Source organism: Rhodoferax sp. LS1P39, assembly GCF_056521425.1.
Window position 1 is genome coordinate 67,366 of record NZ_JBWMAV010000007.1, and the last position, 24,605, is coordinate 91,970.

At 63.3% G+C, this 24,605-nt stretch carries 22 protein-coding genes; 8 read left to right on the forward strand and 14 right to left on the reverse strand.

Annotation, left to right across the window (positions count from 1 at the left end; all coding sequences use genetic code 11):
• Nucleotides 1–35: 35 nt before the first annotated feature.
• The 3 genes from AC097O_RS13100 to AC097O_RS13110 all read left to right on the forward strand — a co-directional run bounded on the left by AC097O_RS13100 (nucleotide 36) and on the right by AC097O_RS13110 (nucleotide 4,161).
• Nucleotides 36–1,877 (forward strand): cytochrome P450, encoded by a 1,842-nt coding sequence (locus tag AC097O_RS13100; RefSeq protein ID WP_479593248.1) that lies wholly within the window; start codon nucleotides 36–38, stop codon nucleotides 1,875–1,877.
• Nucleotides 1,874–3,232: a Dyp-type peroxidase gene (locus tag AC097O_RS13105; protein ID WP_479593249.1), complete on the forward strand. Its 1,359-nt coding sequence runs from the start codon at nucleotides 1,874–1,876 to the stop codon at nucleotides 3,230–3,232. Before AC097O_RS13100 ends, AC097O_RS13105 begins: the two co-directional genes overlap by 4 nt.
• 122 nt (nucleotides 3,233–3,354) lie before the next feature.
• Entirely contained in the window at nucleotides 3,355–4,161 is an 807-nt protein-coding gene (locus tag AC097O_RS13110; protein WP_479593250.1) for a DODA-type extradiol aromatic ring-opening family dioxygenase, read from the forward strand.
• A gap of 60 nt (nucleotides 4,162–4,221) precedes the next feature.
• Here AC097O_RS13110 and AC097O_RS13115 read toward each other — a convergent pair whose 3' ends face one another.
• Nucleotides 4,222–4,713: a DUF2917 domain-containing protein gene (locus tag AC097O_RS13115; RefSeq protein WP_479593251.1), complete on the reverse strand. Its 492-nt coding sequence runs from the start codon at nucleotides 4,711–4,713 to the stop codon at nucleotides 4,222–4,224.
• A gap of 109 nt (nucleotides 4,714–4,822) precedes the next feature.
• Here AC097O_RS13115 and AC097O_RS13120 point away from each other — a divergent pair, with 109 nt between their 5' ends.
• Nucleotides 4,823–5,809, forward strand: coding sequence for a LysR substrate-binding domain-containing protein (locus AC097O_RS13120; RefSeq protein WP_479593252.1), 987 nt, complete (start codon nucleotides 4,823–4,825; stop codon nucleotides 5,807–5,809).
• A gap of 69 nt (nucleotides 5,810–5,878) precedes the next feature.
• Here the strand turns inward: AC097O_RS13120 and AC097O_RS13125 are convergent, their stop codons facing one another.
• Nucleotides 5,879–6,481, reverse strand: coding sequence for a 5-formyltetrahydrofolate cyclo-ligase (locus AC097O_RS13125; protein ID WP_479593253.1), 603 nt, complete (start codon nucleotides 6,479–6,481; stop codon nucleotides 5,879–5,881).
• A 9-nt stretch (nucleotides 6,482–6,490) separates the two neighbouring features.
• Between AC097O_RS13125 and AC097O_RS13130 the strand changes: the two genes are divergently transcribed.
• The 3 genes from AC097O_RS13130 to panC are packed head-to-tail and all read left to right on the forward strand — an operon-like array spanning nucleotide 6,491 to nucleotide 10,285.
• A complete protein-coding gene (locus AC097O_RS13130) occupies nucleotides 6,491–8,488 on the forward strand; it encodes a lytic transglycosylase domain-containing protein (RefSeq protein ID WP_479593254.1) in 1,998 nt (665 codons plus the stop codon).
• Entirely contained in the window at nucleotides 8,485–9,402 is a 918-nt protein-coding gene (gene panB / locus AC097O_RS13135) for a 3-methyl-2-oxobutanoate hydroxymethyltransferase (RefSeq protein ID WP_479593255.1), read from the forward strand. Before AC097O_RS13130 ends, panB begins: the two co-directional genes overlap by 4 nt.
• A 40-nt stretch (nucleotides 9,403–9,442) precedes the next feature.
• Nucleotides 9,443–10,285 (forward strand): pantoate--beta-alanine ligase, encoded by an 843-nt coding sequence (gene panC, locus AC097O_RS13140; protein ID WP_479593256.1) that lies wholly within the window; start codon nucleotides 9,443–9,445, stop codon nucleotides 10,283–10,285.
• 76 nt (nucleotides 10,286–10,361) lie between these two features.
• Here the strand turns inward: panC and AC097O_RS13145 are convergent, their stop codons facing one another.
• From AC097O_RS13145 to AC097O_RS13175, 7 genes are all read right to left on the reverse strand, one after another.
• The gene (locus AC097O_RS13145) at nucleotides 10,362–11,498 is read right to left on the reverse strand and encodes a GGDEF domain-containing protein (RefSeq protein WP_479593257.1); all 1,137 of its coding nucleotides are present in this window, start codon (nucleotides 11,496–11,498) and stop codon (nucleotides 10,362–10,364) included.
• Between the two features lie 252 nt (nucleotides 11,499–11,750).
• Entirely contained in the window at nucleotides 11,751–12,941 is a 1,191-nt protein-coding gene (locus AC097O_RS13150; protein ID WP_315182780.1) for a sn-glycerol-3-phosphate ABC transporter ATP-binding protein UgpC, read from the reverse strand.
• Nucleotides 12,942–12,963: 22 nt separating this feature from the next.
• Nucleotides 12,964–14,589 carry an alpha-glucosidase family protein gene (locus AC097O_RS13155; RefSeq protein WP_479593258.1) on the reverse strand — a complete coding sequence of 542 codons (1,626 nt, stop codon included), beginning with the start codon at nucleotides 14,587–14,589 and terminating at the stop codon, nucleotides 12,964–12,966.
• Nucleotides 14,590–14,594: 5 nt separating this feature from the next.
• Nucleotides 14,595–15,440: a carbohydrate ABC transporter permease gene (locus tag AC097O_RS13160; protein ID WP_315182785.1), complete on the reverse strand. Its 846-nt coding sequence runs from the start codon at nucleotides 15,438–15,440 to the stop codon at nucleotides 14,595–14,597.
• A gap of 9 nt (nucleotides 15,441–15,449) precedes the next feature.
• Nucleotides 15,450–16,382, reverse strand: a complete 933-nt coding sequence (locus AC097O_RS13165) for an ABC transporter permease subunit (protein WP_315182787.1) — start codon at nucleotides 16,380–16,382, stop codon at nucleotides 15,450–15,452.
• Nucleotides 16,383–16,460: 78 nt separating this feature from the next.
• A complete protein-coding gene (locus tag AC097O_RS13170) occupies nucleotides 16,461–17,741 on the reverse strand; it encodes an ABC transporter substrate-binding protein (RefSeq protein ID WP_479593259.1) in 1,281 nt (426 codons plus the stop codon).
• Between the two features lie 301 nt (nucleotides 17,742–18,042).
• Complete coding sequence (locus AC097O_RS13175; RefSeq protein ID WP_479593260.1) at nucleotides 18,043–19,071, reverse strand: hypothetical protein; 1,029 nt, start codon at nucleotides 19,069–19,071, stop codon at nucleotides 18,043–18,045.
• A gap of 509 nt (nucleotides 19,072–19,580) precedes the next feature.
• Here AC097O_RS13175 and AC097O_RS13180 point away from each other — a divergent pair.
• Nucleotides 19,581–20,600 (forward strand): substrate-binding domain-containing protein, encoded by a 1,020-nt coding sequence (locus tag AC097O_RS13180; protein WP_479593261.1) that lies wholly within the window; start codon nucleotides 19,581–19,583, stop codon nucleotides 20,598–20,600.
• Between the two features lie 142 nt (nucleotides 20,601–20,742).
• Here the strand turns inward: AC097O_RS13180 and AC097O_RS13185 are convergent, their stop codons facing one another.
• From AC097O_RS13185 to AC097O_RS13205, 5 genes are all read right to left on the reverse strand, one after another.
• Nucleotides 20,743–22,011 (reverse strand): multifunctional CCA addition/repair protein, encoded by a 1,269-nt coding sequence (locus AC097O_RS13185; protein WP_479593262.1) that lies wholly within the window; start codon nucleotides 22,009–22,011, stop codon nucleotides 20,743–20,745.
• Between the two features lie 9 nt (nucleotides 22,012–22,020).
• Nucleotides 22,021–22,710 (reverse strand): glutathione S-transferase family protein, encoded by a 690-nt coding sequence (locus AC097O_RS13190; RefSeq protein WP_479593263.1) that lies wholly within the window; start codon nucleotides 22,708–22,710, stop codon nucleotides 22,021–22,023.
• Nucleotides 22,711–22,990: 280 nt separating this feature from the next.
• Nucleotides 22,991–23,278 carry an H-NS histone family protein gene (locus tag AC097O_RS13195; protein WP_479593264.1) on the reverse strand — a complete coding sequence of 96 codons (288 nt, stop codon included), beginning with the start codon at nucleotides 23,276–23,278 and terminating at the stop codon, nucleotides 22,991–22,993.
• A gap of 182 nt (nucleotides 23,279–23,460) precedes the next feature.
• Nucleotides 23,461–24,387, reverse strand: coding sequence for an ROK family protein (locus AC097O_RS13200; RefSeq protein WP_479593265.1), 927 nt, complete (start codon nucleotides 24,385–24,387; stop codon nucleotides 23,461–23,463).
• Between the two features lie 13 nt (nucleotides 24,388–24,400).
• Complete coding sequence (locus tag AC097O_RS13205) at nucleotides 24,401–24,595, reverse strand: DUF2905 domain-containing protein (protein ID WP_315182810.1); 195 nt, start codon at nucleotides 24,593–24,595, stop codon at nucleotides 24,401–24,403.
• Between the last annotated feature and the right edge of the window lie 10 nt (nucleotides 24,596–24,605).

A 24,605-nucleotide genomic window follows, 5' to 3' on the forward strand; every position in this document is an offset into this window, starting at 1 on the left:
AACAATGACATGCTGGCCCACCCGATGGAGCCACCATGACTGCCCCGTACCTCCCTGCCCTGACCGCGGGTCCCCAGGATGACCTCCTCAACCACCGGCTCTTCAGCATCCTGAGCGACAACGCCCAGCGCAGCCAGCTCTACCAGGAGCTGCTGGCCGCCCCCCAGGTGCTGAGCTTCACCAGCCGCGCCGACACCAAGTTCCGCGCCACCGACGACGGCAACTCCCAATACCACCAAACCGTGCACCTGTTGACGCAGCGCACGCACATTGAACAGGCGCTGACCGATACCACCCGCTTCAGCAACGCGCCCTACCTGGCGCTGGGCAGCGGCACCTTCATGCTGGGGCTGGACAAAGACCAACCGGCCCCCGCCACCGACGAGCACCTGAAACAGCGCAGCCTGGCCTGGGAGGCATTTAAATTTGACCCGCGCACCGTCGGTGTACTCTCCGGCGTGGCCTATCTGGCCGCCTCCACCCTGCCGCTCAAATCGCGCCACTTCGACCTGGCCCTGCTGGCCGAACAGGCCGCTTTGCGCTTTGTGGGCTTTTTGTTTGGCTTTGCCCAGTCCGACATCGCGCTGCTGGAGCGCACCACGCGCCTGGCCTACGCGGGCATGGGCTACCAGATGTACGCCCGGCATTTCGTGACCTCGCCCGGCACCCTGCTGGAGGCCTCTGCCGGCATGGGCGCGCTGCTGATACGGGTGGCGCAGCTCATCGACCAGTACCAGAACCCGATTGGCCGCGCCGAGGTAGACGAGGCAAAAACCATCGCCGATGAACTGGAAGAGCTGCAAGCTTTTAACCCAGTACTGGCCACCTTCAAGCCGGTGCTGAAAGGCCTGGCCGAGAACCCCGGCGGTTTTTCCGGCACCGAGCTGGCCGCCATTGTGGTGGGCTCTATCGCAGGCATCGTGGGTAATGTGCAGGCCAGCGTGTCGATTGCCATCAGCCAGTTTTTTGAGCTCGGGCTGCTGGCCAGCGCCCAGGCCACCGACAGCGCCACGCTGCAAAACATGGTCATGGAAGCCCTGCGCCTGCAACCGCCCGCGCCCTTTCTGCCGCGCAAGGCGCTGCGCGACAACCCGTTGGGCGACCTGCCAGACAAACAGATCAAGGAGGGCGACATCGTCATCCTGGCCATCGGCGCGGCCACCCGCCAGAGTGCAGGCGGGCCGCTGCACCGCTTCCGCCCAGGCACCACGGGCGACGACCCGCTGATCTTCGGCGGCCCGCCTGACATCACCCCGGCCACCCGCTACCTGCACCAGTGCCTGGGCAAGCACCTCGCCCTGCCCCTGGTCACCCACGTGGTGCAGCAGGTGCTGCGCCTACCCGGCCTGGACCGGGTGCTGGATCCGCGCACAGGAGACCCGCAGCCGCTGGTCAAGCGCTGGGGCTTCAACTGCGACAGCTTTCCCTTGCAGTACACGGTGGACAAGGCGCTCATCCAGCAGTCGCTGAACGTGGTGATGCCCATCAAGACCCCGCTGTCGCTGCACGCCGAGATGGTGAAAAAAATCATCGCCTATGGCGCGCCGCGCATACAGCTGCGCCTGGACCAGTCGCGCCACGTGCACTTTGCCTGGTTCAACCTGCAAAACAACGACAGCGAACTGGCCCTGCACACCGTGTTCGACGGCGACTTCGACGCCTACATCGAGCACTTTGCGGTGCAGATCGGCCCGCTGTTCGACCAGTTGCTGGAGCACATCCAGCACGCCTCGCCCCGCCCCGTGGCCGAATTCCCCAAGGAATTCGTGGACACCATCCGCCGCTTCAACCAGCCCCCGGTGGGCGGCTACTTCTACAGCGCGCACCCGCTGCAAACGGTGGACAAAACCATTCCCCCACCCCGGTCCATCCCATGACGCTGCGCTCCCACATCCAGAACCTGGTGGCCAACGGCTTCGACACCGACCGCAGCCGCTACTTTTTGCTCCATATCGAGCAGCCCGCCGCCGCCCGGCAGTTCTTGCGCACCCTGCTGGCCCAGGGCTGGGTGGTCGATGCCCATGAGGCCCGGCAACAGGCCAAGGCCTTGCACGCCCAGCAGCGCTGCCCCGCCGGCCTTGGCTTCACCTACGAAGGCCTGAAAGTCCTGGAGCTGCCCACACGCTACCTGCGCCTGGTAGCAGAGCAGGCCCCCGCCTTTGCCGAAGGCCCGCCGCTGCGCGCCGCCCACCGCCTGGCAGACACCGGCCCCAGCGCCGCCGCGCAGTGGGAGGAGCCCTTCCGCCACCGCAGTGCCCACGTGTTTTTGACCCTGCACGCCGACGACCCCACCACCTTGGACACTTGCGGCCAAACGCTGAAACACCTGGCGGGCGCTGCCTTTGCCCTGCAGGGCTGGGACACGCCCTTCGACGGAGCCCATCTGGGCACCAACAAGAAGCAGCGCCGCGAACACTTTGGCCACCTGGACGGCCTGACCAACCCCTTGATCGACGGCCTGCACACCCTCACCGACAAACACGCCGCCCTGGAAGTGCCCCCCAAGCTGCACGCCGCGGGCGAGTTCCTGCTGGGCCACCGCAATGCCGAGGGCTACAACCCCTGGCTCAACGCGTCCGAGCCCGCATCGGTGCGGCAGTTTTTTGCCAACGGCAGCTTCTCGGCCCTGCGCAAAATGAAGCAAGACGTGGAGCGTTTCAATACCTTTGTGAACAACCAGCCGCTGCCCGCCGCCACGGTGCGCGCCAAGCTGCTGGGCCGCTGGGACAACGGCCAGGTGGTCAGCCCCGCGCCCGTGGCGGGCCCCAAACCCACCACCCGCGCCGGGCTGAACAACTTCGACTTCCAAAACGACCCGCACGGCCTGGGCTGCCCCTACGGCGCGCACATCCGCCGCATGAACCCGCGCGAAGACAAGGTGGTGCCGGTGCGCAAACGCCCGCTGATCCGCCGCGGCATTCCGTACACCGAGGATGGGGAATGCGGCCTGCTGGGCCTGTTCTTCTGCGCCAGCCTGGAAGACCAGTTTGAACACGTGCTGGCCGAATGGGGCAACAAAAACCCCTTCGGCGTGCCCAACCCCAGCACCGCCAAAGACCCGATGATCGGCAACCACGAGGGCAGCGGCGGTGTGTTCTGCATCCCCAACCCCGCCGGGCCGGACACGCAGCTCAGCGGCTTCGCCCCGTTTGTCACCACCAAGGGCACGCTGTACAGCTTCTTCCCGAGCCTGCCTGCCTTGCAGAGGCTGGCGGACGGAATCAGTGCCTGATAGGCCTTCCGTGCTTATTCCATAAGCGTAAGCAGCTATTTTTAGCATAGCAAACAGGTGTTCGGCTGCAAACTGCGGGTGAAGCGGGTGTAATACGACATTGCTGTTTTTGAGCCCCACCCATGACCACCACCCTCCCCACCTATTTCATCTCCCACGGCGGCGGGCCGTGGCCGTTCATGGACAGCATGCGCGAGGCGATGCGCGGCCTGGCCACCTCGCTGGCCGACATGCCGCGCCAGTACCCGGCGCCCAAGGCCATCTTGGTGATTTCGGCGCACTGGGAAGAAAACGCCTTCAGCATCATGTCCAACCCCCACCCCGGCATGCTGTACGACTACGGCGGCTTTCCGCCCCACACCTACAAGGTGGTCTACCCGGCCCCCGGCGCGCCGGAGCTGGCCCTGCGCGTCCAGGGTCTGCTGGCCGAAGCCGGGCTGCCGGCGCGGCTGGATGCGCAGCGCGGTTTTGACCACGGCACCTTCTCGCCGCTGGTGGTGATGTACCCGGATGCGGATGTGCCCCTGCTGCAGGTGTCGTTGAAAACCGGGCTGGACCCGGCGGTGCACATCGCTCTGGGCCGGGCCCTGGCCCCGCTGCGCGACGAGGGCGTGCTGATTGTGGGCAGCGGTCTGAGTTACCACAACCTGCGCCAGTTCGGCCCGCCGGGCAAGGCTCCGTCCATGGCCTTTGACCAGTGGCTGCAAGACACCGTAGTGGCCGCCAGCCCGGCAGAGCGCGAAGCCCGCCTGCTGGACTGGGCGGCCGCCCCCGCCGCCCGCATCGCCCACCCGCGCGAAGAACATTTGCTGCCGCTGATGGTGGCCCTGGGTGCGGCAGAGAACGACACCGCCACCTGCGTGTACCACGAAGACAACGTCTTCGGCGGCATCACCGTGTCCAGCTTCCGGTTCGACGCCTCCCAATAAAAAGAGCCGCCTGCGCTTATAGAATAAGCACGGACAGCTCTTAATTAGATAGCAACAGGTTTACACAGCCCGGCCACGCCCCACCACCAGGTAGTCGCCCAGGCCGACCAGGCCCAGCACCAGGCGGCTGGCTGCAGCCACCGCCGAGCGCAGGGCTTGCGCCAGGTCGCAGCTGGGCTGCACCACGCCGCCGCGCCACTGGGCACCGGCGCTGGAAGCCTCGCGGCGGCCATCCCAGACCACCTCGGCGACGGGCTCCCAGCTGAAGTACACCGGCGTGCGGGCCGTTGCATCCCACGACTCGACCACCAGGCGCTGACCGGCCTGCAAGGCCAGGCTATCGCCCGCCTTCAGCAGGCGGTCGCCCGGCAGCTCGGCTTCGCCGTGCTGCATGCCGTTGACGGTGGCCCACACCGCGCCCTGGGCCACGCGGAACAGGCCCGGCTGGCGCGGCTGGAAGGTGGTGGCCTGGCCCGCGTCCAGCTTCCAGCATGCCGTCAATGCCGCTGCGGACAGGGGGAGGGACGATGAGAAAGTGCTGAACTGGGCCATGGAATACTCCTTGAAAAATAACTGCTTGGGTGTGAATCATCGTGGCGATAGCGGTATGGGTCCAATGAAAACGCGGTAGGCTATTGATTCCCAAACCGCATGAATCGAAATGCAGACCACCCAAACCCATCTACGCACCCGCCCCATCGCCGTCGGCCAGTTGCGCGCCTTTGCCGCCGTGGCGCGGCTGCTGAACTTTCGGGCGGCTTCCGAAGAGCTGTCGCTGACGCAATCGGCGGTAAGCCGCCAGATCCAGGCGCTGGAAGACGAGGTGGGCGTGCCCCTATTCCTGCGCCACACCCGGGCCGTGGAACTCACCGGCGCGGGCGCGCAATTGATGCGCACCGTGGGCCAAACGCTGGAGCAGCTCGACAGCACGGTGCGCATGATCCGGCGCAGCGCCGGGCGCAAAAGCGTGGCCATCAGCACCTGGGCTTCGTTTGCGTCGATGTGGCTGATCACCCGGCTGGAGGCCTTCCAGACCGAGTTCCCCGACATCGACATCCGCATCGATGCCACCGACAACCTGGTGGACATGGACACCGCCGACGTGGACCTGGCCCTGCGCTACGCCCTGCCCGACACCGTGCCTGCGGGCGCGGTGCGCCTGTTTGGCGAACAGCTCACCCCCGTGGCCAGCCCCTGGCTGCTGAAAACCGGCAAAAAGCTGCAGCGCGGCGAAGACCTGGCCCATTTCGCGCTGCTGGAAGCGGGCGATTCGCACCGCACCCAGCACCTGGAATGGCTGACCTGGCAGCGCTGGTTCGAGATGCACAAGCTGCACAAACTGGAGCCCAAGCGCTGGATGCATTTCAACTACGCCCACCAGATCGCCCAGGCCGCCCTCACCGGCCAAGGCGTGGCCCTGGCCCGCATGCCGCTGATTGCCGACAGCCTGGCCAGCGGCGATTTGGTAGAGATATTGCCCCACATGCGGCTGGACTCGCCCATGGCCTACTGGCTGGTGGTCGGCCCGCGCAGCGCCGCCCGGCCCGAGATCAAGGCTTTTTGCGCCTGGCTGCTGCTACAGGCCCAGGCCACCCGCACCGCGATAGGCGACGCGCCCGACCCGGATACGGTGGACCATTTCGATTGAAAAGAGATTTGCTATCTTAAAAAGAGCTGCTTGCGCTGATGGAATAAGCGCTAGCGGCCCATTTAATGCCTAACCTACCGGCCAGACGACCCCGTTGTCGTTCAGGATGGCATCCAGCGGCACGTCGTGCGCTTCCGGCTCGAAGTCGTCCAGGTAGCCCTGGGTAAAGCCCAGGCCCACGGTGAAGGGCTTGGGCTCCAGGGTGGCCAGCATGCGGTCGTAGAAGCCGCCGCCGTAGCCCAGCCGGTAGCCGCCCGCTGCGTAACCCACGCAGGGCACGAACAAAAGGGTGGGCTGCACCATCTCGGTGGCCTTGGGTTTCAGGATGCCGTAGGCATCTTCTTCCATGGGGCAGCCGGGGTACCAGGCGTGGAAGGTCATGGTCTTGTGCAGCTTGTTGACCACCGGCAGGCCGATGCGCTTGAGCTGGGGGCCGTCGAGCAGCTCGCCGTCTTCCTTCCAGCGGTGCAAGGCAGGCAGCGGGTCGAACTCGCCCTTGATGGGCCAGTAGGCACCGATTACGGTGTCGGGCCGCCCCACCAGCCAGATGCGCATCACGCGCTGCAGCAAATCGGACCGCTCCATGCGGTCGGGTAGCTCCAGACGTTGCGCGACGAGTGCCTCGCGCAGGGCTTTTTTGTCCTGGGCTTTGTCGTTGTTTGAGTTGTCCATAATCCCCACATGCAAGTTCACGCCATTCTGACATCCTTAACGCTGGCCCTGAGCCTCGTCTTCTCAGGCGCTGCCTGCAGCCAATCCAGATCCGACCCTGTGGGGGACACCACCATCCTGGACATGGCGCAAGCCTTCAAAAAGGGCGACCGCAAGCGCCTTACCGCCCTGCTGCCCCAGGTGCGCGGCCACCTGCTGGAGCCCTGGGCGGCCTACTGGGAGCAGCGCCTGCGCCTGGAGGAGATGACCGCACTCGACATGCAGGTCTTTGGCAGCCGTTTCCCCAACACCTACCAAGAGGACCGGCTGCGCAACGACTGGCTGCTGCTGCTGGGCCAGCGCCGCGACTGGACCACCTTTGCCGACGAATACAGCCGCTTTCGCATGGCCGATGACCGCGAAGTACGTTGCTACGCCCTCGGCATCGAACAAATCGAGCAAGCTGCCAACAGCAGCCCCGCCCTGGCCGACGAGGTGCGCAAGAACTGGTATTCCCTGCGCGAGGCCGACGACGGCTGCACCCAGGCCGCCAGCCAGCTGTATACCGCCAAGAAACTCACACCGGTGGATATCTGGCGCAAGGCCCGCCTGGCCTCCGAGGCGAACCGCCCGCGCATGGTCGCCAAGGCGGTGGAAATCGTCGCCCCCGAGTCGCTGCCGCTGCTGGCCGAGATCAACGACAGCCCGACCAAGTTCCTGCTGGGCAAAGTTACCGCCCTGTCGCGCGCGCGCCGGGAAGTGGTGCTGCTGGCGCTGGTGAAAATAGCCGCCTCCGACCCCGACAACGCCGCCACGCTGCTCGACAGCAAATGGAGCAGCCAGCTCAACATGGAAGAGAGCAACTGGGCCTGGGGCGTGATCGGCAAGCAGTCGGCCATGCGGCTGTCGCCCTTGGCGGTGGACTACTACGCCCACGTCACCGAAAACAGCGACCTGAACGACGAAATGCTGGCCTGGCGGGTGCGCAGCGCCCTGCGCGTGGGCCGTTGGAAAGAAGTGGCCAGCGCTGTGACCGCCATGGGCAAGGACGCGCAGGCCGACCCCACCTGGGTTTACTGGAAGGCCCGCGCCCTGCAGGCCCAGGTCAAGTCCGACCTGGACCGCGTAGAGCCCAAGCGCCTGTTTGAAAGCATTGCCGGGGTGCGCGGCTTCTACGAGCAACTGGCGCTGGAAGAACTGGGCCAGAAAATCACCGTGCCGCCGCGCCCCCTGCCCGTCACCCCCGAAGAAAAGGACGCTGCCCGCGCCAACATCGGCCTGCAACGCGGCTTGGCCGCCATCCAGCTGGGCCTGCGCAGCGAGGGCAACCGCGAATGGAACTACAGCACCAACCTGCACGAGCGCGGCGGCATGGGCGACCGCGAGCTGCTGGCCGCTGCCGACCTGGCCTGCCAGCGCGAGGTGTGGGACCGCTGCATCAACACCAGCGAACGCACCAAGACCGTAATGGACTTCGACCAGCGCTTCCCCACCCCGTTTCGCAACAGCGTGGTACAGCGCAGCCAGGCCATCAACCTGGACCCGGCCTACGTGTACGGCCTGATCCGCCAGGAGTCGCGCTTCATCATGGACGCGCGCTCGGGCGTGGGCGCCTCCGGCCTGATGCAGGTCATGCCCGCCACCGCCCGCTGGACCGCCAAGAAAATCGGCCTGACCGGCTTTACCGCCGACCAGATCACCGACCGCGACACCAACATCGCCATCGGCACCGGCTACCTGAAGCTGGTGCTGGACGACTTTGCGGGCTCCATGCCCATGGCGGCGGCGGCCTACAACGCCGGGCCGGGCCGCCCGCGGGTGTGGCGCAACGGGCCGGTGCTGGAGGCGGCGATTTGGGCCGAGAATGTGCCGTTTACCGAAACCCGCGACTACGTGAAAAAAGTGCTCTCCAACACCACCAACTACGCCGCCCTGCTGACCGGCCAGCCGCAGTCGCTGAAATCCCGGCTCGGCCTGGTCGGCCCGCTGGCGCCCAATACCGTGGAACCGATCAAGGACCTACCATGAACTCCGCCACGCCCGATACCTCTGCCGCCAGCGTCACGCTGCACGCCTCGCCATCGGCCTCGCCCTACGGCACGCTGCCGCCCACCAGCACCCCGGCGCAGCGCCGCCCCATCAGCCTGCCGCGCCTGGCCGAAATGCACCAGCGCGGCGAAAAAATCAGCATGCTGACCGCCTACGACGCGACCTTTGCCGCCGTGGCCGATGCCGCCGGGGTGGAATGCATCCTGGTCGGCGACTCGCTGGGCATGGTCTGCCAGGGCCTGCACAGCACGGTGGGTGTCAGCCTGGAGGCCATGCGCTACCACACCGAAAGCGTGGTGCGCGGCATGCTGCGCAGCCAGTCCACCGCCTGGGTGATTGCCGATATGCCGTTTGGCAGCTACCAGGAGGGACGCGAACAGGCCATCCGCAGCGCGGGCGTGCTGATGCAGGCCGGCGCGCACATGGTCAAGCTCGAAGGCGGTGGCTGGACCACCGAGATCGTGCAGTTTCTGGTGGAGCGCGGCATTCCGGTGTGCGCCCACCTGGGGCTGACCCCGCAAACCGTGCACGCCCTGGGCGGCTACCGGGTGCAGGGCAAGTCGGATGCCGCCGCCAGTACCCTGCGCCAGAACGCCCACGCCCTGCAGGATGCCGGTGCCGCCATGGTGGTACTGGAGATGGTGCCCGCCCCGCTGGCCGCTGAACTCACCACCGCCCTGCCCCACTGCGCCACCATCGGCATCGGTGCGGGCAAGGACACGGCCGGCCAGGTGCTGGTGATGCACGACATGCTCGGGATCAACTTGGGTAAGATGCCGCGCTTTGTGCGCAATTTCATGCTGGACGCGTCCAGCGTGCGGGGCGCGATGGAAGCGTATGTGCGCGCCGTGAAAGACGGCAGCTTTCCCGACAACAGCCAGCACGCCTGGTAATTTAATAAATCGCTGCGCCAGACAACGCAGCACCCTACCGATGCGCATCGCCCACACCCTCGAAGAACTCCGCGCCCACCTCAGCGGCCACCAGCACCCGGCTTTCGTGCCGACCATGGGCAATCTGCACGCGGGGCATCTGGCCCTGGTGCGCCAGGCCAGGCCTTTGGGGGATGTGACGGTGGCCAGCATCTTTGTGAACCGGCTGCAGTTTTTGCCGCACGAAGACTTCGACAGCTACCCGCGCACCTGGGAGCGCGACTGCACCTTGCTCAAAGATGCCGGTTGCGACGTGCTGTTTGCGCCATCCGAAAAGGTGCTCTACCCCGAGTCACAGACCTTCAAGGTCATGCCCAACCCCGCACTGGCCGACCTGCTGGAGGGGCAGTTCCGCCCCGGCTTCTTTGTGGGCGTGGCCACGGTGGTGATGAAGCTGTTTGGCTGCGTGTTCTCCGAGGCCAAGGGCCAGCGCACCGCCCTGTTTGGCCAGAAGGACTACCAACAGCTGATGGTGATCCGCCGCCTGGTGCAGCAGTTTGCCCTGCCCATCGACATCGTGGCGGGCCCCACCCAGCGCGATGCCGACGGCCTGGCCCTGTCGTCGCGCAACGGCTACCTCAGCCCCACCGAGCGGGCCGAGGCGGTGCAGCTGTCCAAAACCCTGCAAGCGATGGCCGCAGCCCTGCGAGCCGGTGGCAGCGACATCCCGGCCCTGGAAGCCCAGGCCATGGACAGCCTGCGCGCGCGCGGCTGGGCCCCCGACTACCTGGTGGCCCGCCGCCGCAGCGACCTGCTGGCACCTGCAGGCGCAGACGAACCCCTGGTGGTGCTGGGCGCGGCCCGCCTGGGCAGTACCCGCCTGATCGACAACCTGGAAGTCTGAAGCCGCTTGCTATATTAAAAGTAGCTACTCACGCTTATGGAATAAGCGCTGGAGGCTGTTTTTATATATAAACAGATCAGGCCTCGACACGGTTGCGGCCACCGTGCTTGGCACGGTACATGGCCTGGTCGGCCTGGTCGATGACCGCGTCCAAGGGGTAGCCTGGGCGGCACAGCGCCAAGCCGAACGAGGCGGTCACGCGCAGCTCTGCCGGTGGCGGCAGGATGGCGGTACCGGCCAGGGCCCAGCGCAGGCGTTCGGCCATGGCCTGCACGGTCGTGCCGTCCACATCGGCCAGCAGGCAAATGAACTCTTCGCCCCCCCAACGCGCCAGGCAGTCCTGCGCGCGCAAATGGGTGCGCAGGCAGTCGGCCACCGCCACCAGCACCTGGTCGCCCACGCCGTGGCCCAGGCTGTCGTTGATTTGCTTGAAGTGGTCTATGTCGAGCAGCACGATGCCGAAGCAGGCCCCGAAGCGCTGGTGTCGCACGGGCTCCTGCAGGTGCCGCATCAGGGCGCGGCGGTTCATGCACTGGGTGAGCGGGTCGAGGTCGGCCATTTCGGCAATCACGGACAGGGCATGGGTCAGGTCGTCGTTTTTTTGGCGGAGCTCGGCGGCCATGGACTCGGCGGCCATGCGGGCGCGCATGCCCAGCAGCGACAAATGGCGGGAGGTGCGGCCATAGACTTGCACCATGGTCATTTCGCCGAACACCGAAGCGACCAGGGCCAGCGGCAAAACCATTTCATAGACCGCCGCAGCCCAGAGCGGGGGCCACATCAGCCCCACATTGAAGGCCAGCATGGTGGGCCACGACAAACACAGGTTATGGATCGAAATAACCCCCACCACCACCAGAAACAGGACGTTAAACATGAACAGCGGGATTTGGTCGTGCAAGCCCGGCATCAGGCAAACCAGGCCCCAGCTACTGCCAGAACAGAATAAGGTCAGCGCCAACCGACGCTCCGACCGCCACCGCTGCACGGGGTCGCCTGTATGCCGGCCCAGTTGCGCTGCCGACACGCCGTTGGCGATTTCACAGGCGATCAACAGCAGCAGCCAACCCCACAGCACGGCATCTGCAACATGGCCGTGCAATACGATGGCCTGCAAACCGTAACCCAGACATGAGGTGGAAGCCGACATGCGCGAGCGCGCCACCAGCTGCCGCGCCGACCACTGCTGTACCGGCTCGGACTCGAGCGCCATGGGCAGGAACCAGCGGTTCGCAAGGCCAGCCCTGTCGTTACGCCGACGCACATCCTTCATGACAGAAGTAGCTCATTAACCGCCATAAAAACCACCTGCTTTTGTACCCAGATGTACTAAGCATAAGTCAAATGACCCCCTTGGGATACCGTCAAAGCAGCAACAGTTTGCTACAAATAAAAGAGCTTCTAGTGCCTATTGAATAAGCGCTAGAAGCTCTTTTTATATCCCATTGGCCCGAAGGCCAGACACTCAACCGGCGTGCGTGGCAGCCCGCGAAATCGACACACCCGCCACCAACGGCTGACCCAGTATCTCCTGGGGGGCGGTGCGTTTGGTGGCCACACCGTTGTCGTCGAACAGGTGCATGCAGTGGGGTGGGAAATACAGGTGCACCGGGTTGCCCACACTGCTGGTGGACTGGCCGCTTTCGCGCACGGTGACCAGCTCGCCGCCGGTCAGGCGCACATAGATGTAGCTGGCTTCACCGAGTTGCTCCAGGAAGGCCACCAGACCGGTCACCACGTTGGGGCCGCCGGGTGGCACGATCTGCACATGCTCGGGGCGCACGCCGATGGTCACGTCGGCATTGGCGGCGATGCGGGTGGCATCCACCTCGGCATGCACTTCCACGTCGGCCACCGTGGCCACGGCGCTCTTGCCGTTGGCGCGGGTCAGGCGGGCGGCGATGAAGTTCATCTTGGGGCTGCCGATGAAGCCGGCCACGAACTTGTTCACCGGGTGGTGGTAGAGCTGCAGCGGCGCGCCGCACTGGGCCACGCTGCCGTCGCGCTGCACGGGTTCACCGGCATTGAGCAAGACGATCTTGTCGGCCAGGGTCATGGCTTCGACCTGGTCGTGGGTTACATAAATCATGCTGGCGGTGCCGATGTCTTTGTGCAACTTGGCGATTTCCAGCCGGGTTTGCACCCGCAGCGAGGCATCCAGATTGGACAGCGGTTCATCGAACAAGAACACATCGGGCTCGCGCACGATGGCGCGGCCAATCGCCACGCGCTGGCGCTGACCACCGGAGAGTTCTTTGGGCAGGCGCTTGAGCAGCGGGTCAAGCTGCAAGATCTTGGAGGCTTTTTGTACCCGCTGCTCCACCGTGGTGGGGTCGGTTTTGGCCTGCTTCAGGCCGAAGGCCATGTTGTCAAACACGGTCATGTGCGGGTACAGCGCATAGCTCTGGAACACCATGGCCACGCCACGGCGCGACGGGGGGGTTTCGTTCATGCGCTGGCCGTTGATGCTCAGCTCACCGCTGGTGATGTCTTCCAGGCCGGCCACCATGCGCAGCAGCGTGGACTTGCCGCAGCCCGACGGGCCGACGAACACTACGAACTCGCCCTTTTCAATATCCAGATCGACCTTGCGGATCGTGTCGGGCAGGTGGCTGGCGTAGCGCTTATGGACATCACGGAATCGAATTTCAGACATGGAGGTCTCCTACTGTTTTTAATTAAAGCGTTACAAACACTACGCCATACGGCGGAAGCACCAGGGTCTGGCCATCCAGCACACCCGTGGGCAAGGAATGAGAGGTATCCATGGCCGACAACGCCATGCCAGAAGGCAGGGCATAGCGCGCGGTCTGCGCACTGGTGTTGAAGGCACACAGCAGGGCCGCGTCCTGGTCGCGGCGGACAAATGCCAGGACTGCGTCGTCGGCAGCCAGCAGATCGATGTCGCCGGTACGCAGCACGGCGTGCTGGCGCCGCCAGGCCAGCATGGCCTTGTAGAAATGGAACAACGAACCCGGGTTGGCGACTTGCTGCTGTGCGGCCAGCGGCAGGTGCGCTGCCGCCGTCGGCAGCCAGGTCTTGGTCGCCGTGCTGAAGCCCGCATGCGGCGCATTGGCATCCCAGGCCATGGGCGTGCGGCAACCGTCGCGGCCCACAAACTCCGGCCACATGGTGATGCCGTACGGGTCTTGCAGGTCTTCAAAAGCCAGCGTGGCCTCGGTCAGGCCCAGCTCATCGCCCTGGTAGATGCAGGGGTTGCCGCGCAGGCACAGCTGCAAGGCAAACACCAGCCGCAGCCAGCCCGAGTTATCACCAGGCTGCTGCCAGCGCGTGGCGACCCGGGTGGCATCGTGGTTGGACACTGGCCAGCAGGCCCAGCCGTCATGGCAAACCGCTTCGAAGCGGGCCACCACGCTGTGCAGGTAGCGGGCATCGAAGCGCGGGCCTAGCAAATCAAACGCGTAGGCGGTGTGCAGCTTGTCGCCGCCACCGGTGTACTCGGCAATCAGGGCCGGGGTGTCGTCGTCGCCGATTTCGCCCACCGTGGTCAGGTTGGGGTACTGGTCGAGCAGGCTGCGGAGTCGGCGCAGAAAACCCAGGTTCTCCGGCTGGCTCTTGTCGAACTGGTGGCGCTGCCAGCCGTAGGGGTTGACTTTGCTGACCGACGGGTCGTCGGTGGGGGCACCGCGCGCCGGATTGTTTCGCAACTGCGCGTCGTGGGTGCAGAAGTTGACGGCATCCAGGCGGAAGCCGTCCACACCCCGGTCCAGCCAGAACTGCATGTTGTCCAGCGATGCCTGCTGCACCGCCGGGTTATGGAAGTTCAGATCGGGCTGGCTGGTCAAAAAGTTGTGCATGTAGTACTGGCAACGGCGGGTATCCCACTGCCAGGCACTGCCGCCAAAGATGGACAACCAGTTGTTGGGCGGTGTGCCGTCTTCCTGGGGGTCGGCCCAAACAAACCAGTCGGCACGCGGGTTGTCGCGGCTGCTGCGCGACTCCACAAACCAGGGGTGCTGGTCGGAGCAGTGGCTGAGCACCTGGTCAATCAGTACCTTGATACCCAGGCTGTGGGCTTTGGCCACCACCGCGTCGAAGTCGGCCAGGGTGCCAAACATGGGATCGACGGCGCGGTAGTCCGAGATGTCGTAGCCAAAGTCCTTCATCGGGCTCTGGAAGAAGGGCGACATCCAGATCGCATCTACCCCCAGGTCGGCCAGATAGGGCAGGCGCTGCACCACTCCGGCCAGATCCCCGATACCGTCGCCATCGCTGTCCTGGAAGCTGCGGGGGTAGATTTGGTAAATCACCCCCCCGCGCCACCATTCAGAAGCTGCTGCCATGGTGCTTATCCCTTGACCGCACCAGCGGTCAGGCCGCCTACGATCTTGCGTTGGAATACCAGTACCAGGGCGATCAGCGGCAGCGTGACCAGCACCGAGGCGGCCATGATCTTGCCCCATGGGATTTCATATTTGTCGGCACCGCTGATCAGCGAGATGGACACGGGCACCGTGCGGTCGGCGTTGTTCAGCACGAAGGTCAGGGCGAACATGAACTCGTTCCAGGCGGCGATGAAAGCCAATAGACCGGTAGTCACCAGCGCAGGCCACATCACCGGTAAAAACACCTTGGTGATGATGCCCCAGGGGGAGCAACCGTCCATGATGGCGGCTTCTTCCAGCTCTTTGGGCAGGTCGCGCACAAAGGTGGTCAGCACCCACACGGTGAATGGCAGGGTGAACACCATGTACGGCAAGGTCAGGCCCCACCAGTGGTTGTAGAAGCCGATGAACTGCATCAGCTCGAACATGCCCGACAGCACCGCCACCTGCGGGAACATGGACACGGCCAGCACCGTCAGCAGCAGCAGGCCCCGGCCCCGGAACTGGATACGGCCCAGCGCGTAAGAGGCCGTGACACCCAGAAACAACGAGGCCAACACCACCAGAGTGGACACCGCCACCGAGTTCAGGATGTGGCGGCCAAACGGATGCTCGGACACCGTGAACATGGCGACGTAGTTCTTGAACGAAGGCTCGGCCGGCCACAGCGTGGTGCTGAACAGCTCGGTGCCTGACTTCAGCGAGGTGACGATAGCGAAATAAAACGGAAACAGGCAAAACAAGGCGATGACCGCGACCAGCGCATACAGCCCGATCGTGCCCAGAATTTTTTGTTGTTTGTAGTTCATGGCGGGTCCTTACTTGGTCATGTCGACTTTGGAGAGCTTGAGGTAGAGCACCGTGCAAGCCCCGATGATCAGGAACAGGACTGTGGATGCAGCCGAGCCATAACCCACGTAGTTGTTGTCCACAATTTCGCGCCGCACAAAGCCCGACATGCTGATGGTGTCCACGCTGTTGGAAGTCATGACATAAATGATGTCGAACACGCGCAGGGCATCCAGCAAGCGGAAGATCACCGCCACCATCAAGGCTGGCCAGATCAGCGGCACCGTGACCTTGAAGAACACCCGCACCGGGTGGATGCCGTCTACGTGGGCCGCTTCGTAGCAGTCGGTAGGCAGCATTTGCAACGCAGCCAGAATCAGCAGAGCCATGAAAGGTGTGGTTTTCCACACGTCCACCAGCATGACCGACCAGAGTGCGTAGTTGGGGTCTGCCGTCCAGGCGATGTTCTGGTCAATGATGCCCGCGCTCTTCAGCAGGGCATTCATCACACCGAACTGGTCGTGCATGATCCAGGCCCACATCTTGGCCGACACGATGGTGGGAATCGCCCAGGGCACCAACACCGCCGCGCGGATGAACGAACGGCCCTTGAAGTTGGCATTCAGCACCAAGGCAAACACCACGCCCAAGATGGTTTCCGTGACCACCGAAAACAGTGAGAACTTGAAGGTGTTGCGGATGGCCATACCCCAGTCGGTGTTCCAGAAGCCCTCCACCGCACTGAGGTTGAACACCCCGTACTCACCAAAATAGTTCTGGAAACCCACCATCTTGTACGTGGAGTCGCCAATCGCTTCCAGCGAAGCATCGGTAAAGCTGAAAAAGATGGTTCGGCCCAGCGGCCAGCCCGCTACCAGCGCCAGAACAATCAGCGTAGGGGCCAGAAAAATCCACGCGCTGCGGGTGCGCTCGCGGGTGAGTTCGGATGTTTTGGTGCTCATGGAGACTCCAGGGGACGAATGGCTGAACGGTCCGCCGCAGGCACAGCATGCAGCGGACCGAGGTTCAACGGAGGAGGCTTAGTTCCACTTCGGACCGCGACGGATCTGGTTCAGCTTGCCTTCGAGTTTCTTCACGCTGTCGGCACCGCTGGTCTTTTTGGACAGCACTTCGTGGGTGGCGTTCCAGAACGCAGCCGACACCTCGTTGTACTTGGCACCGGTGACGGTGGCTGGGCGTGGCACTGCACCGACAAAGGTGTCATACAGGTCGCCGAAGAACGGGTTGGCGGTCAGCACTTCCTTGTCTTTGTACAAAGAGATGATCGTGGGGTTGTAGGAGCCATTGATAGCCCGGTACTTCTGCACGCCTTCGCTGGTCAGGTACATCACAAATTCAGCCGCCACTGCGGGGTTTTTGGAGTACTTGTTGACCGCCAGTTGCCAGCCGCCCAAGGTGGCTGCGGCTTTGCCGTTATCGCCCTTGGGCAGAGCGGCTACACCGACCTTGCCCTTGACGGGGCTGTCTGCGCCCTGGCTCAGGGACCAGGCGTACGGCCAGTTGCGCATGAACACCGCATTGCCCTTCTGGAACACGCCACGGGCATCTTCCTCGGCGTAGTTCAGCACACCGGTGGGTGCGATGGTGCCAATCCAGCCCGCCGCGGTATCCAGCGCCTTGGCAGCCTGGGGGTTGTTGATGGTGATCTTGCCGGTGCTGTCGACGATGTTGCCGCCGCCGAAGCTGGCCACCCACTCCAGGCTGTCGCAGGTCAGGCCTTCATACGCCTTGGCCTGGAACACGAAACCTTGCATGTCGGCGGAACCGGCCTTGCGTTCGCCGTCCATCACTTTTTGTGCGGTGGCGGTCAATTCAGCCCAGGTGGTGGGCGCTTTTTCGTTGTACTTGGCCAGCAAATCCTTGCGGTAGTACAGCACGCCCGCATCGGTGAACCAGGGCATGGCCAGCAGCTTGCCGCCCACAGTGTTGTTGGCCACGATGGCGGGGAAATGGGCTTTCTCGGCACCCTTGGTGTAGGAGGTCAGATCCAGCAAATGGTCTTTCAAAATACCGGGCCACACCACGTCGACGTTGATGACATCCACCTCGGTGGACTTGGCCGCAAACATCTGGCGGAACAGGCCCAGCAAGTCGCTGGAAGACTGGGGGATGCTCAGGTGCTTGACCGTGTTGCCGGTTTTGGCGGCCCACTCGTCGCTGGTCTTCTTGCAGAACTCGTAATCTTGCCCGACGGAGCCGCATGAAATGGTGAGAGTCACGCCCGCCGCGTGTGCGCCAACGGCACCCAAAGCGCCGAAGCTGATCAGCACGGCGGCTGCGGTTTTGGTCATTGCTGTCATGGAATGTCTCCTGTAGTGTTCGAGATCGACCCGGGTCAAAAAGCAGGCTTTTTTCGCCTCCCGTTGGTCGAAGTTTTGTTGCGGTTTAGAGCCATCGCAGTATAAATTCAAAGCGCTTTGAATTGAACACTGGGTTTACCCGATGACGCACCACAATCGATCTGGATTAGCCCTTGCGCACTGGCTGCGCCCCAACAAAAAAACCCACCCAGGCGAGATGCCGGGGTGGGTTTAACAAGGTGTGCAGGACTGCGCTTTTGGCGGCAGTCCAGCAGAGGGCGCAGCAGATGCTGCGCCGCGCTTAGAAAGCGTAGTTCACACGCACGCTCACGCCAGTTGCATCCTTGGCGGTATTCGAGCCAGAACCTTTGGACAGGGACACTGCGGGAGTGATCTTGGCGTTAGGCACATCAAAGAATGGAATGGCGTAGGCTGCCCAGAACGTGGTCACTTTGGCATCTTCAGCGCCAGCAACTTCTGCCTTGCCGAACACACTGGCCAACGTCAGGTTGCCGATACCGGCCATCAAGGCGAAGGTGCTTTGCTTCAGGCCTGCGTCGCTCTTGCCAGCGGCATAGTTGCCGTACAAGGTGAAGCCGCCGAAGTTGTAGTCACCGGTCAGGCCAAAGCCGGTCCGGCGGGTGCCTTTGGATCCAGCGGTGGCGAGCGACGTGACGGTGGTCGTGCATGCAGAACCAACGGTAACACCGCAAGTCGTTGTGGTGCCAGCCGCTGTTGCTGCGGTATCGGCATAACGGATGGACTCAACACCTGCGGCCAAATGCAAGGGGCCGTTGGCGTAGTTCAGCACTGGGCGCAGACCGGTGGCCTGGTTGCTGGACTTGGTGGATACACCGCTCAACTCAAACGACAAACCGCCACCGAGTTGCAGGGTGACAGCAGCATGGAACGGCGCATTGCCGTTATTGCCCGCACCTTGGCGACCGCGCAGCACATTGGCTTGGTAAGGAGAGAAACCAGCGTACTCAACGATGACGTCGCCAGGCGTCTGGAACAGATTGGCAGCTTCAAAGCGGCCCAGCTTGATGTCAGCCATGTCGGTGCCGATCTGTGCCCACAAGTCATCGGTGTCAGCCGTGCCGGAAGGATGGGACAGGTACGAAGCGCGGCCTGCGATGAAGTACTTGGTACCCATCTTTTTAGACGCGTTGAGCTCAACACGGCCAGACTGGGATGCACCACGGTCGTTGTTTTGGTATTTGCTGTCGAGCTCGATGTTGGCATCGAAGTCGGCAAATGCAGATGCCGACACCAGGGTGAAAGCGGCAAGTGCGGTAGCGCGCAAGGCCAATTTGGTGGTAGAGGTCAAAGAAATCTCCTGTGTGTGTAAGTTTTGCGAAGGATTTGCATCCATGTTCAGGCAGGGCCTTGCGGAGCCCATCGAAGCCACCAAAGATTGCAAACCTGCTGCATTCTTGGTTGCCCGTGTTTTTGTGGGGATAAGGATGAACCCCAATAGTCCTACAAATGAACTAACCCAAACTAACTTCACACTTCTTCGCAGCATCACCACACGTGCAAGAGTTACCAGCAAGGTACAAAAATCGCCAAAAGCCTCGTTTCTCCTGCGACAAGGTCTTTTTTTCCGCATCGATTCCCGCATTCCGGGGAATGTCTTTCCCCGTCTTTGTAACAAACATGTAACCGCAAAATGAGCCTGTCAAAAGCGGAACTTTTTATTTTTTTCACAATCCGCCGTATGTTGCAGAATTACTACATTCACTATGCCACCCACGCTCCAGATGCAGTTGACAAGCCGTTACATTTGAATCCTGCGGGCTACTGTTGCCCACCCGCCCTACCCACTACCCTCACCTGATGTCTCTGAAACGGATTGCCGAAGAACTCGGTCTGTCGCTCACCACCGTGAGCCGTGCCATGAACGGCTATCCCGAAGTGGCGGCGGCAACGCGCCGCGACGTTTTAGAGGCCGCTGCGCGCATGGACTACCGGGCCGATGCGCGGGCCCGGGGCCTGGCGCTGGGCCGGGCCGATGCCGTGGGCATCGTGTTTCCTATTACAACGGGCGACCTGGGGGACCAGCAGTTTTTGCAGGTGGCTTCATCGATGAGCGAGCGTTTTGCCCAGTCGGGGCTGGACTTGCTGATCGTGTCGGCCTCGGCCGATGACGAGCTGGCCGCCTATGAGCGGGCCATCACCAGCCGCCACATCGGGGTGTTTGTGGTGCCCCGCACGCGCGTACACGACCGGCGGCTGGAGCTGCTGCAGGCCCGCAACGTGGCTTTTGTGGCCTATGGGCGCAGTGCGTCGCTGGCTGCCGAGTACGCCTGGTTTGACTTCGACAACCTGGCCGGTGCCCGCATGGCCACCGACCGCCTGCTGCGCCTGGGCCACCGCCGCCTGGGCTATCTGGGTGCGCCGCCGGAGTACAACTTTGCCGACCAGCGCTACGCCGGGTTCTGCGTCAGCCTGAAGGCGGCGGGCGTTCCACTCAAGCCCCAGTCCGTGCAACGCAATGCGCTGGAGCGCCGCTCGGGCTACGCCGCCATGCAAAAGCTGCTGGCCCTGCCCCAGCGGCCCACGGCTGTGCTGGTGGACAACAACCTGGCCGGTATTGGCGCAGTCCATGCCGTGCTGCACTCCGGCCTGGTGCTGGGGCGCGACCTGTCGGTGATCGTGTATGACGGGCTGGGCTCGGATTCCATCGTGCGCACCTCGGTCACCGCAGTACTGCAGCCCACGCCCGCCACCACCGGCGTGGCCTTGGCCGAGATGACTTTGGCCCGCCTGCGCGGCGAGCCGCTGGAGTCGCTGCAAAAGCTGTGCATGCCCGAGCTGGAAATCGGCGACAGCGACGGCCCGCCGCTGGCGAGCTAGGCACACCCCCAGGCTGCACACTTCGTGTTTTCGCCAACCCCCTTGCAGGGGGCAACAGCAGCAGCCTGGCGGAGCCAGTTCTGCGCTGTTCGCGAAGGGGCTTCGCTGCGCTTGCCTTGGTTTGTGCCCTTACTGCCTACCCTCAGTCCTTGCAAATTTTTGACTGCTTGATCGCCGCCACCCGCGCGGCGTGGACCAGGCCCCCAATGTCTTTGCCTTGCACGCCTTTGGCCTGGGCCGCCTTGGCAATCGGCTCGGTAGCCACCGACTGCGCGGCCTGCAATACCGCCAGCCAATGCGGGCGCTGCGGATAGGGCTGCTCGCCCAGGCCCAGCCGCCCGCGCGCATCGCATTCGCAGGCCAGCAAGGCATCTGCAAAACGCTGGGGCTTGCGAAATGCATCGGCCCGCTCCAGTAAACGCAGCGCAGCGGCGGCGCTGATGTCCAGCCCGCGGTGGATGTTGCCGTGCTCGCGGGCCACCACGTCGGCCAGGTCGCGGCAGTCGGTGGGCACGCGCAGGCGCTGGCACAGGGCTTTGAGCAAATCGGCGCTACGCATCTCGTGGCCAATGTGGCGAGGCAAAACGTCGGCGGGCGTGGTGGCTTTGCCCAGGTCGTGGGTCAAACACGCAAACCGCACGGGCAACGGCGCTTGCAGCCGCGCCGCCATGTCCAGCACCATCATCACGTGGATGCCGGTGTCGATCTCGGGGTGGTAGTCGGCGCGCTGGGGCACGCCCCACAGGGCCGCCACCTCGGGCAGCAGCCGCTCCAGGGCACCGCAATCGCGCAGCACCGCAAACATGCGTGAGGGCTGCGGCTCCATCAGGCCCCGGGCCAGCTCTTGCCACACCCGCTCGGGCACCAGGGCATCGACCTCGCCTGCGGCCACCATCTCGCGCATCAGGTCCATGGTCTCCGTGGCCACGGTGAAATCGGTAAAGCGCGCGGCAAAGCGGGCCACGCGCAGGATGCGCACCGGGTCTTCGCGGAACGCGTCGGTCACGTGACGCAACAGCCTGGCCTGCAGGTCGCGCTGGCCGCCAAAAGGGTCGGTCAGATCCTCAAAATTTACGTCAAATTGGCCATCAGCGCTTATCGAATAAGCACGAGCAGCTATTGAATTAATAGTAAGATCACGCCGGGCCAGGTCTTGCTCCAGGGTCACGTCGATGGCCGCGTGGACCGCAAAACCGCGGTAGCCGGGGGCGGTCTTGCGCTCGGTGCGGGCCAGGGCGTATTCCTCGTGGGTGCGCGGGTGCAGAAAGACCGGAAAGTCCTTGCCCACCGGCAGAAAGCCCTGGGCCACCAGCGCATCGGGCGTTGCGCCCACCACCACCCAGTCACGGTCGCCACCGGTTCGGCCCAGCAGGGCATCACGGACAGCGCCGCCGACTAAATAGATTTGCATCCGCCCAGTTTAGGGGTTACGGGACACGCGGTAAGGCTCCTCGAAATCGAGGAAATCCTGTTCGGCCAGGGCCTCGGCAATCCAGGCCTGCACGCCGGGCAAGGCCGTCACGCGGTCAACATAAGCCTGGGCGGTGGCGGGCAGCGGCAGTGCATAGGTGTTCAGGCGCATGCAAACAGGTGCGAAAAACGCATCGGCAATGCTGAAGTCACCAAACAGCATGGGGCCGCCATGGGCTTCCAGCAGCTCGGACCATAACGCTACCAGGCGGGCCACATCGGCACGCACGGCGCTCTGGTCGCGCCAGACCAGTTGCCCCACCAGCGGCAGATGGGCTTCGATGTTCATCGGGCAGTGGCTGCGCAGGGCCCCGAAGCCGGCATGCATTTCGGCGCACACGCTACGGGCCCGCGCACGGGCGTGGGGGTCGCGTGGCCACAGGTTCTTGTCGGGATATTGCTCGGCCAGGGTTTCGGCAATGGCCAGGGTGTCCCATACCGCCAGGTCTCCGTCCACCCATACCGGCACTTTGCCGACCGGACTCACCGCATTCACCGTGGCCTTGAAGCGTGAATCCGCCGCAAAGGAATCAAACCGGACATAAATCTCTTCAAACGCAATACCCGACTGCCTTAACAGCACCCAGGGCCGCATGGACCAAGATGAATAGTTTTTATTGCCGATGTAAAGTTTTTGCATCAAATCTCCAGAAAATAAAGTGAAGTATCTGCGCGATGGCTGCCTGAAAACCGGTACCAACCCATCGCTCCATCTCAGCTTATCGCAAGCACGAGTGGCTATTGATGCCAAAACAGGCGGTGATTGATGCGCCACCGCTTTGTACCCACCCTACCCGTATTTACCCGTCCTGGCTGCACAATGCAAAAAGCCCAGTCAAATGACCGGGCTTTTTGAATATCTTGCAGTGCCTGCTTAATACAGACACCTGCGACCATTAGCAGGCGCTAAAGAATGGCATTTAGGCAATCAGAAACTGGTCGCGGTCCAGATTTTGAATCCACTTTGGTGGTTTGCCACGGCCGGTCCAGGTGTCGCCGGTGAGAGGATTACGGAATTTAGGGGCCACTTTAGCCACGGCTTTGGTGCGGGCTTTGGACGCGCCAAAAATATCATCTGCCGTCAAACCAAAATCAGCCACCAATGCTTTTACTTTTTCGATGGCATCGGCATTTTCAAGCGTGTGGGCTTGCTTGATTTGCTGCTCAAGGAGTGCGCGTTGTTCGAGAAGTTCTTTGTAGGTTGGCATTTTTTTTCCAGAGAAGTCTAGGTATATGGCTGAGAAATTTTATTATACCTCTCAGAATAAACTTTACTGGGCCGTGCCATTAAAAAAAAGCGATCCAGCGTTTTTATCAGCGGCACAGGCACCTGCAAACCAAAAAATATCTAAACGAATCGGGTAGCGGGCCGCTTTACGGCCCGCCTGGGTCAGGCCAATGCCACGGCAGCGTAATCGCCGACTTTGTCGGCCAGGCCCGCAGGCACCAGCAGGGCACCGGTGGTTAATGCGGGCAAATGGGCATCAATATGCGCCTGCAAACGCGGCAGCAGAAACTCGCGGTTATGCCAGAACACGCTGCCCCCCATACTGATACGCTGTAAATCGAGGATGGCCACCAGGTTGTACAAGGTGCGGCCCATCACACGGCACAGCTCGTCGACGATCTTCAATGCGGCGGCGTCGCCCGCGCGGGCGGCCTGGAACAACACCGGGGCCTCCTGGCCAAAACGGCGGGCGATGGCGTTACCGGCCACGATGCCTTCCACGTCGCCGACGTTGCCGCAGCCGCAGAGTGCGTCGTCGTTGTCGCTCACAAACATATGGCCCGCGTGGCCTGCGTTGCCGTTTTTGCCGCGCAGCACATGGCCATCGACGCACAGGCCCACGCCGATGCCGGTGCTCCAGGTGACGTAGGCGCAGTGGTCAAAGCCTTTCAAGGCACCCCAGTGGCGCTCGGCCTCCAATGCGGCAACGCAGTCGTTTTCGATGCGCACGCGGGCGAAGCGGGCACCCAGCGGGGCTTCCAGCAGGGCGGTAATCCAGTCGTTGGGCAGGCCGCGCGCCGGGCCGGCCATGCCGCCGCAGATGTTGGGGCCGGCCAGCTCGATCAGGCCGTCGTTGATGATGAACGGACCGGCCGACGAGACCCCGGCGTTTTGCACCGATGCGGGGTCGATGCCCAGCTCGGCGCAGGTTTCATCGACCATGCGGATGATCTGCACGGCCAGCGCGTCGTTGGTACCGGTTTTGGCGGTGGGTTCGGTACGGCGGCCCTGCAGCACCGGCAGGTCGTCATTACCGCTGGCCAGGCTGACGGCAACCTTGGTGCCGCCGACATCGATACATGCTTTCATGGAGCTCTTTTCATTAGATAAATTTAGCGACCAGGCCTGCAACCAGGCTGAGGACGACGGTGGTGGTGATCGGGATGAACCAGGGCCGGCCAAAGAGCCGAAAGCGCAAGTCGCCCGGCAGTCTGCCAAAACCCAGCTTCTGCAGCAACGGGGAAAACCAGTCAATCAGTAACAAGGCGAAAAAGATGACCAGTAGCCAGCGGAACATGCTTGGTCCG

Bases quoted from the DNA above. Each gene is read 5' to 3' on its own strand.
- AC097O_RS13105 (WP_479593249.1), top strand. From the start codon at position 1,874: ATGACGCTGCGCTCCCACATCCAGAACCTGGTGGCCAACGGCTTCGAC.
- AC097O_RS13190 (WP_479593263.1), bottom strand. From the start codon at position 22,710: ATGCAAAAACTTTACATCGGCAATAAAAACTATTCATCTTGGTCCATG.
- AC097O_RS13150 (WP_315182780.1), bottom strand. From the start codon at position 12,941: ATGTCTGAAATTCGATTCCGTGATGTCCATAAGCGCTACGCCAGCCAC.
- AC097O_RS13200 (WP_479593265.1), bottom strand. From the start codon at position 24,387: ATGAAAGCATGTATCGATGTCGGCGGCACCAAGGTTGCCGTCAGCCTG.
- AC097O_RS13195 (WP_479593264.1), bottom strand. From the start codon at position 23,278: ATGCCAACCTACAAAGAACTTCTCGAACAACGCGCACTCCTTGAGCAG.
- AC097O_RS13100 (WP_479593248.1), top strand. From the start codon at position 36: ATGACTGCCCCGTACCTCCCTGCCCTGACCGCGGGTCCCCAGGATGAC.
- AC097O_RS13110 (WP_479593250.1), top strand. From the start codon at position 3,355: ATGACCACCACCCTCCCCACCTATTTCATCTCCCACGGCGGCGGGCCG.
- AC097O_RS13185 (WP_479593262.1), bottom strand. From the start codon at position 22,011: ATGCAAATCTATTTAGTCGGCGGCGCTGTCCGTGATGCCCTGCTGGGC.
- AC097O_RS13125 (WP_479593253.1), bottom strand. From the start codon at position 6,481: ATGGACAACTCAAACAACGACAAAGCCCAGGACAAAAAAGCCCTGCGC.
- AC097O_RS13115 (WP_479593251.1), bottom strand. From the start codon at position 4,713: ATGGCCCAGTTCAGCACTTTCTCATCGTCCCTCCCCCTGTCCGCAGCG.
- AC097O_RS13145 (WP_479593257.1), bottom strand. From the start codon at position 11,498: ATGGCGCTCGAGTCCGAGCCGGTACAGCAGTGGTCGGCGCGGCAGCTG.
- AC097O_RS13130 (WP_479593254.1), top strand. From the start codon at position 6,491: ATGCAAGTTCACGCCATTCTGACATCCTTAACGCTGGCCCTGAGCCTC.
- AC097O_RS13205 (WP_315182810.1), bottom strand. From the start codon at position 24,595: ATGTTCCGCTGGCTACTGGTCATCTTTTTCGCCTTGTTACTGATTGAC.
- AC097O_RS13120 (WP_479593252.1), top strand. From the start codon at position 4,823: ATGCAGACCACCCAAACCCATCTACGCACCCGCCCCATCGCCGTCGGC.
- AC097O_RS13170 (WP_479593259.1), bottom strand. From the start codon at position 17,741: ATGACAGCAATGACCAAAACCGCAGCCGCCGTGCTGATCAGCTTCGGC.
- AC097O_RS13180 (WP_479593261.1), top strand. From the start codon at position 19,581: ATGTCTCTGAAACGGATTGCCGAAGAACTCGGTCTGTCGCTCACCACC.
- panB (WP_479593255.1), top strand. From the start codon at position 8,485: ATGAACTCCGCCACGCCCGATACCTCTGCCGCCAGCGTCACGCTGCAC.
- AC097O_RS13165 (WP_315182787.1), bottom strand. From the start codon at position 16,382: ATGAGCACCAAAACATCCGAACTCACCCGCGAGCGCACCCGCAGCGCG.
- AC097O_RS13160 (WP_315182785.1), bottom strand. From the start codon at position 15,440: ATGAACTACAAACAACAAAAAATTCTGGGCACGATCGGGCTGTATGCG.
- AC097O_RS13155 (WP_479593258.1), bottom strand. From the start codon at position 14,589: ATGGCAGCAGCTTCTGAATGGTGGCGCGGGGGGGTGATTTACCAAATC.
- panC (WP_479593256.1), top strand. From the start codon at position 9,443: ATGCGCATCGCCCACACCCTCGAAGAACTCCGCGCCCACCTCAGCGGC.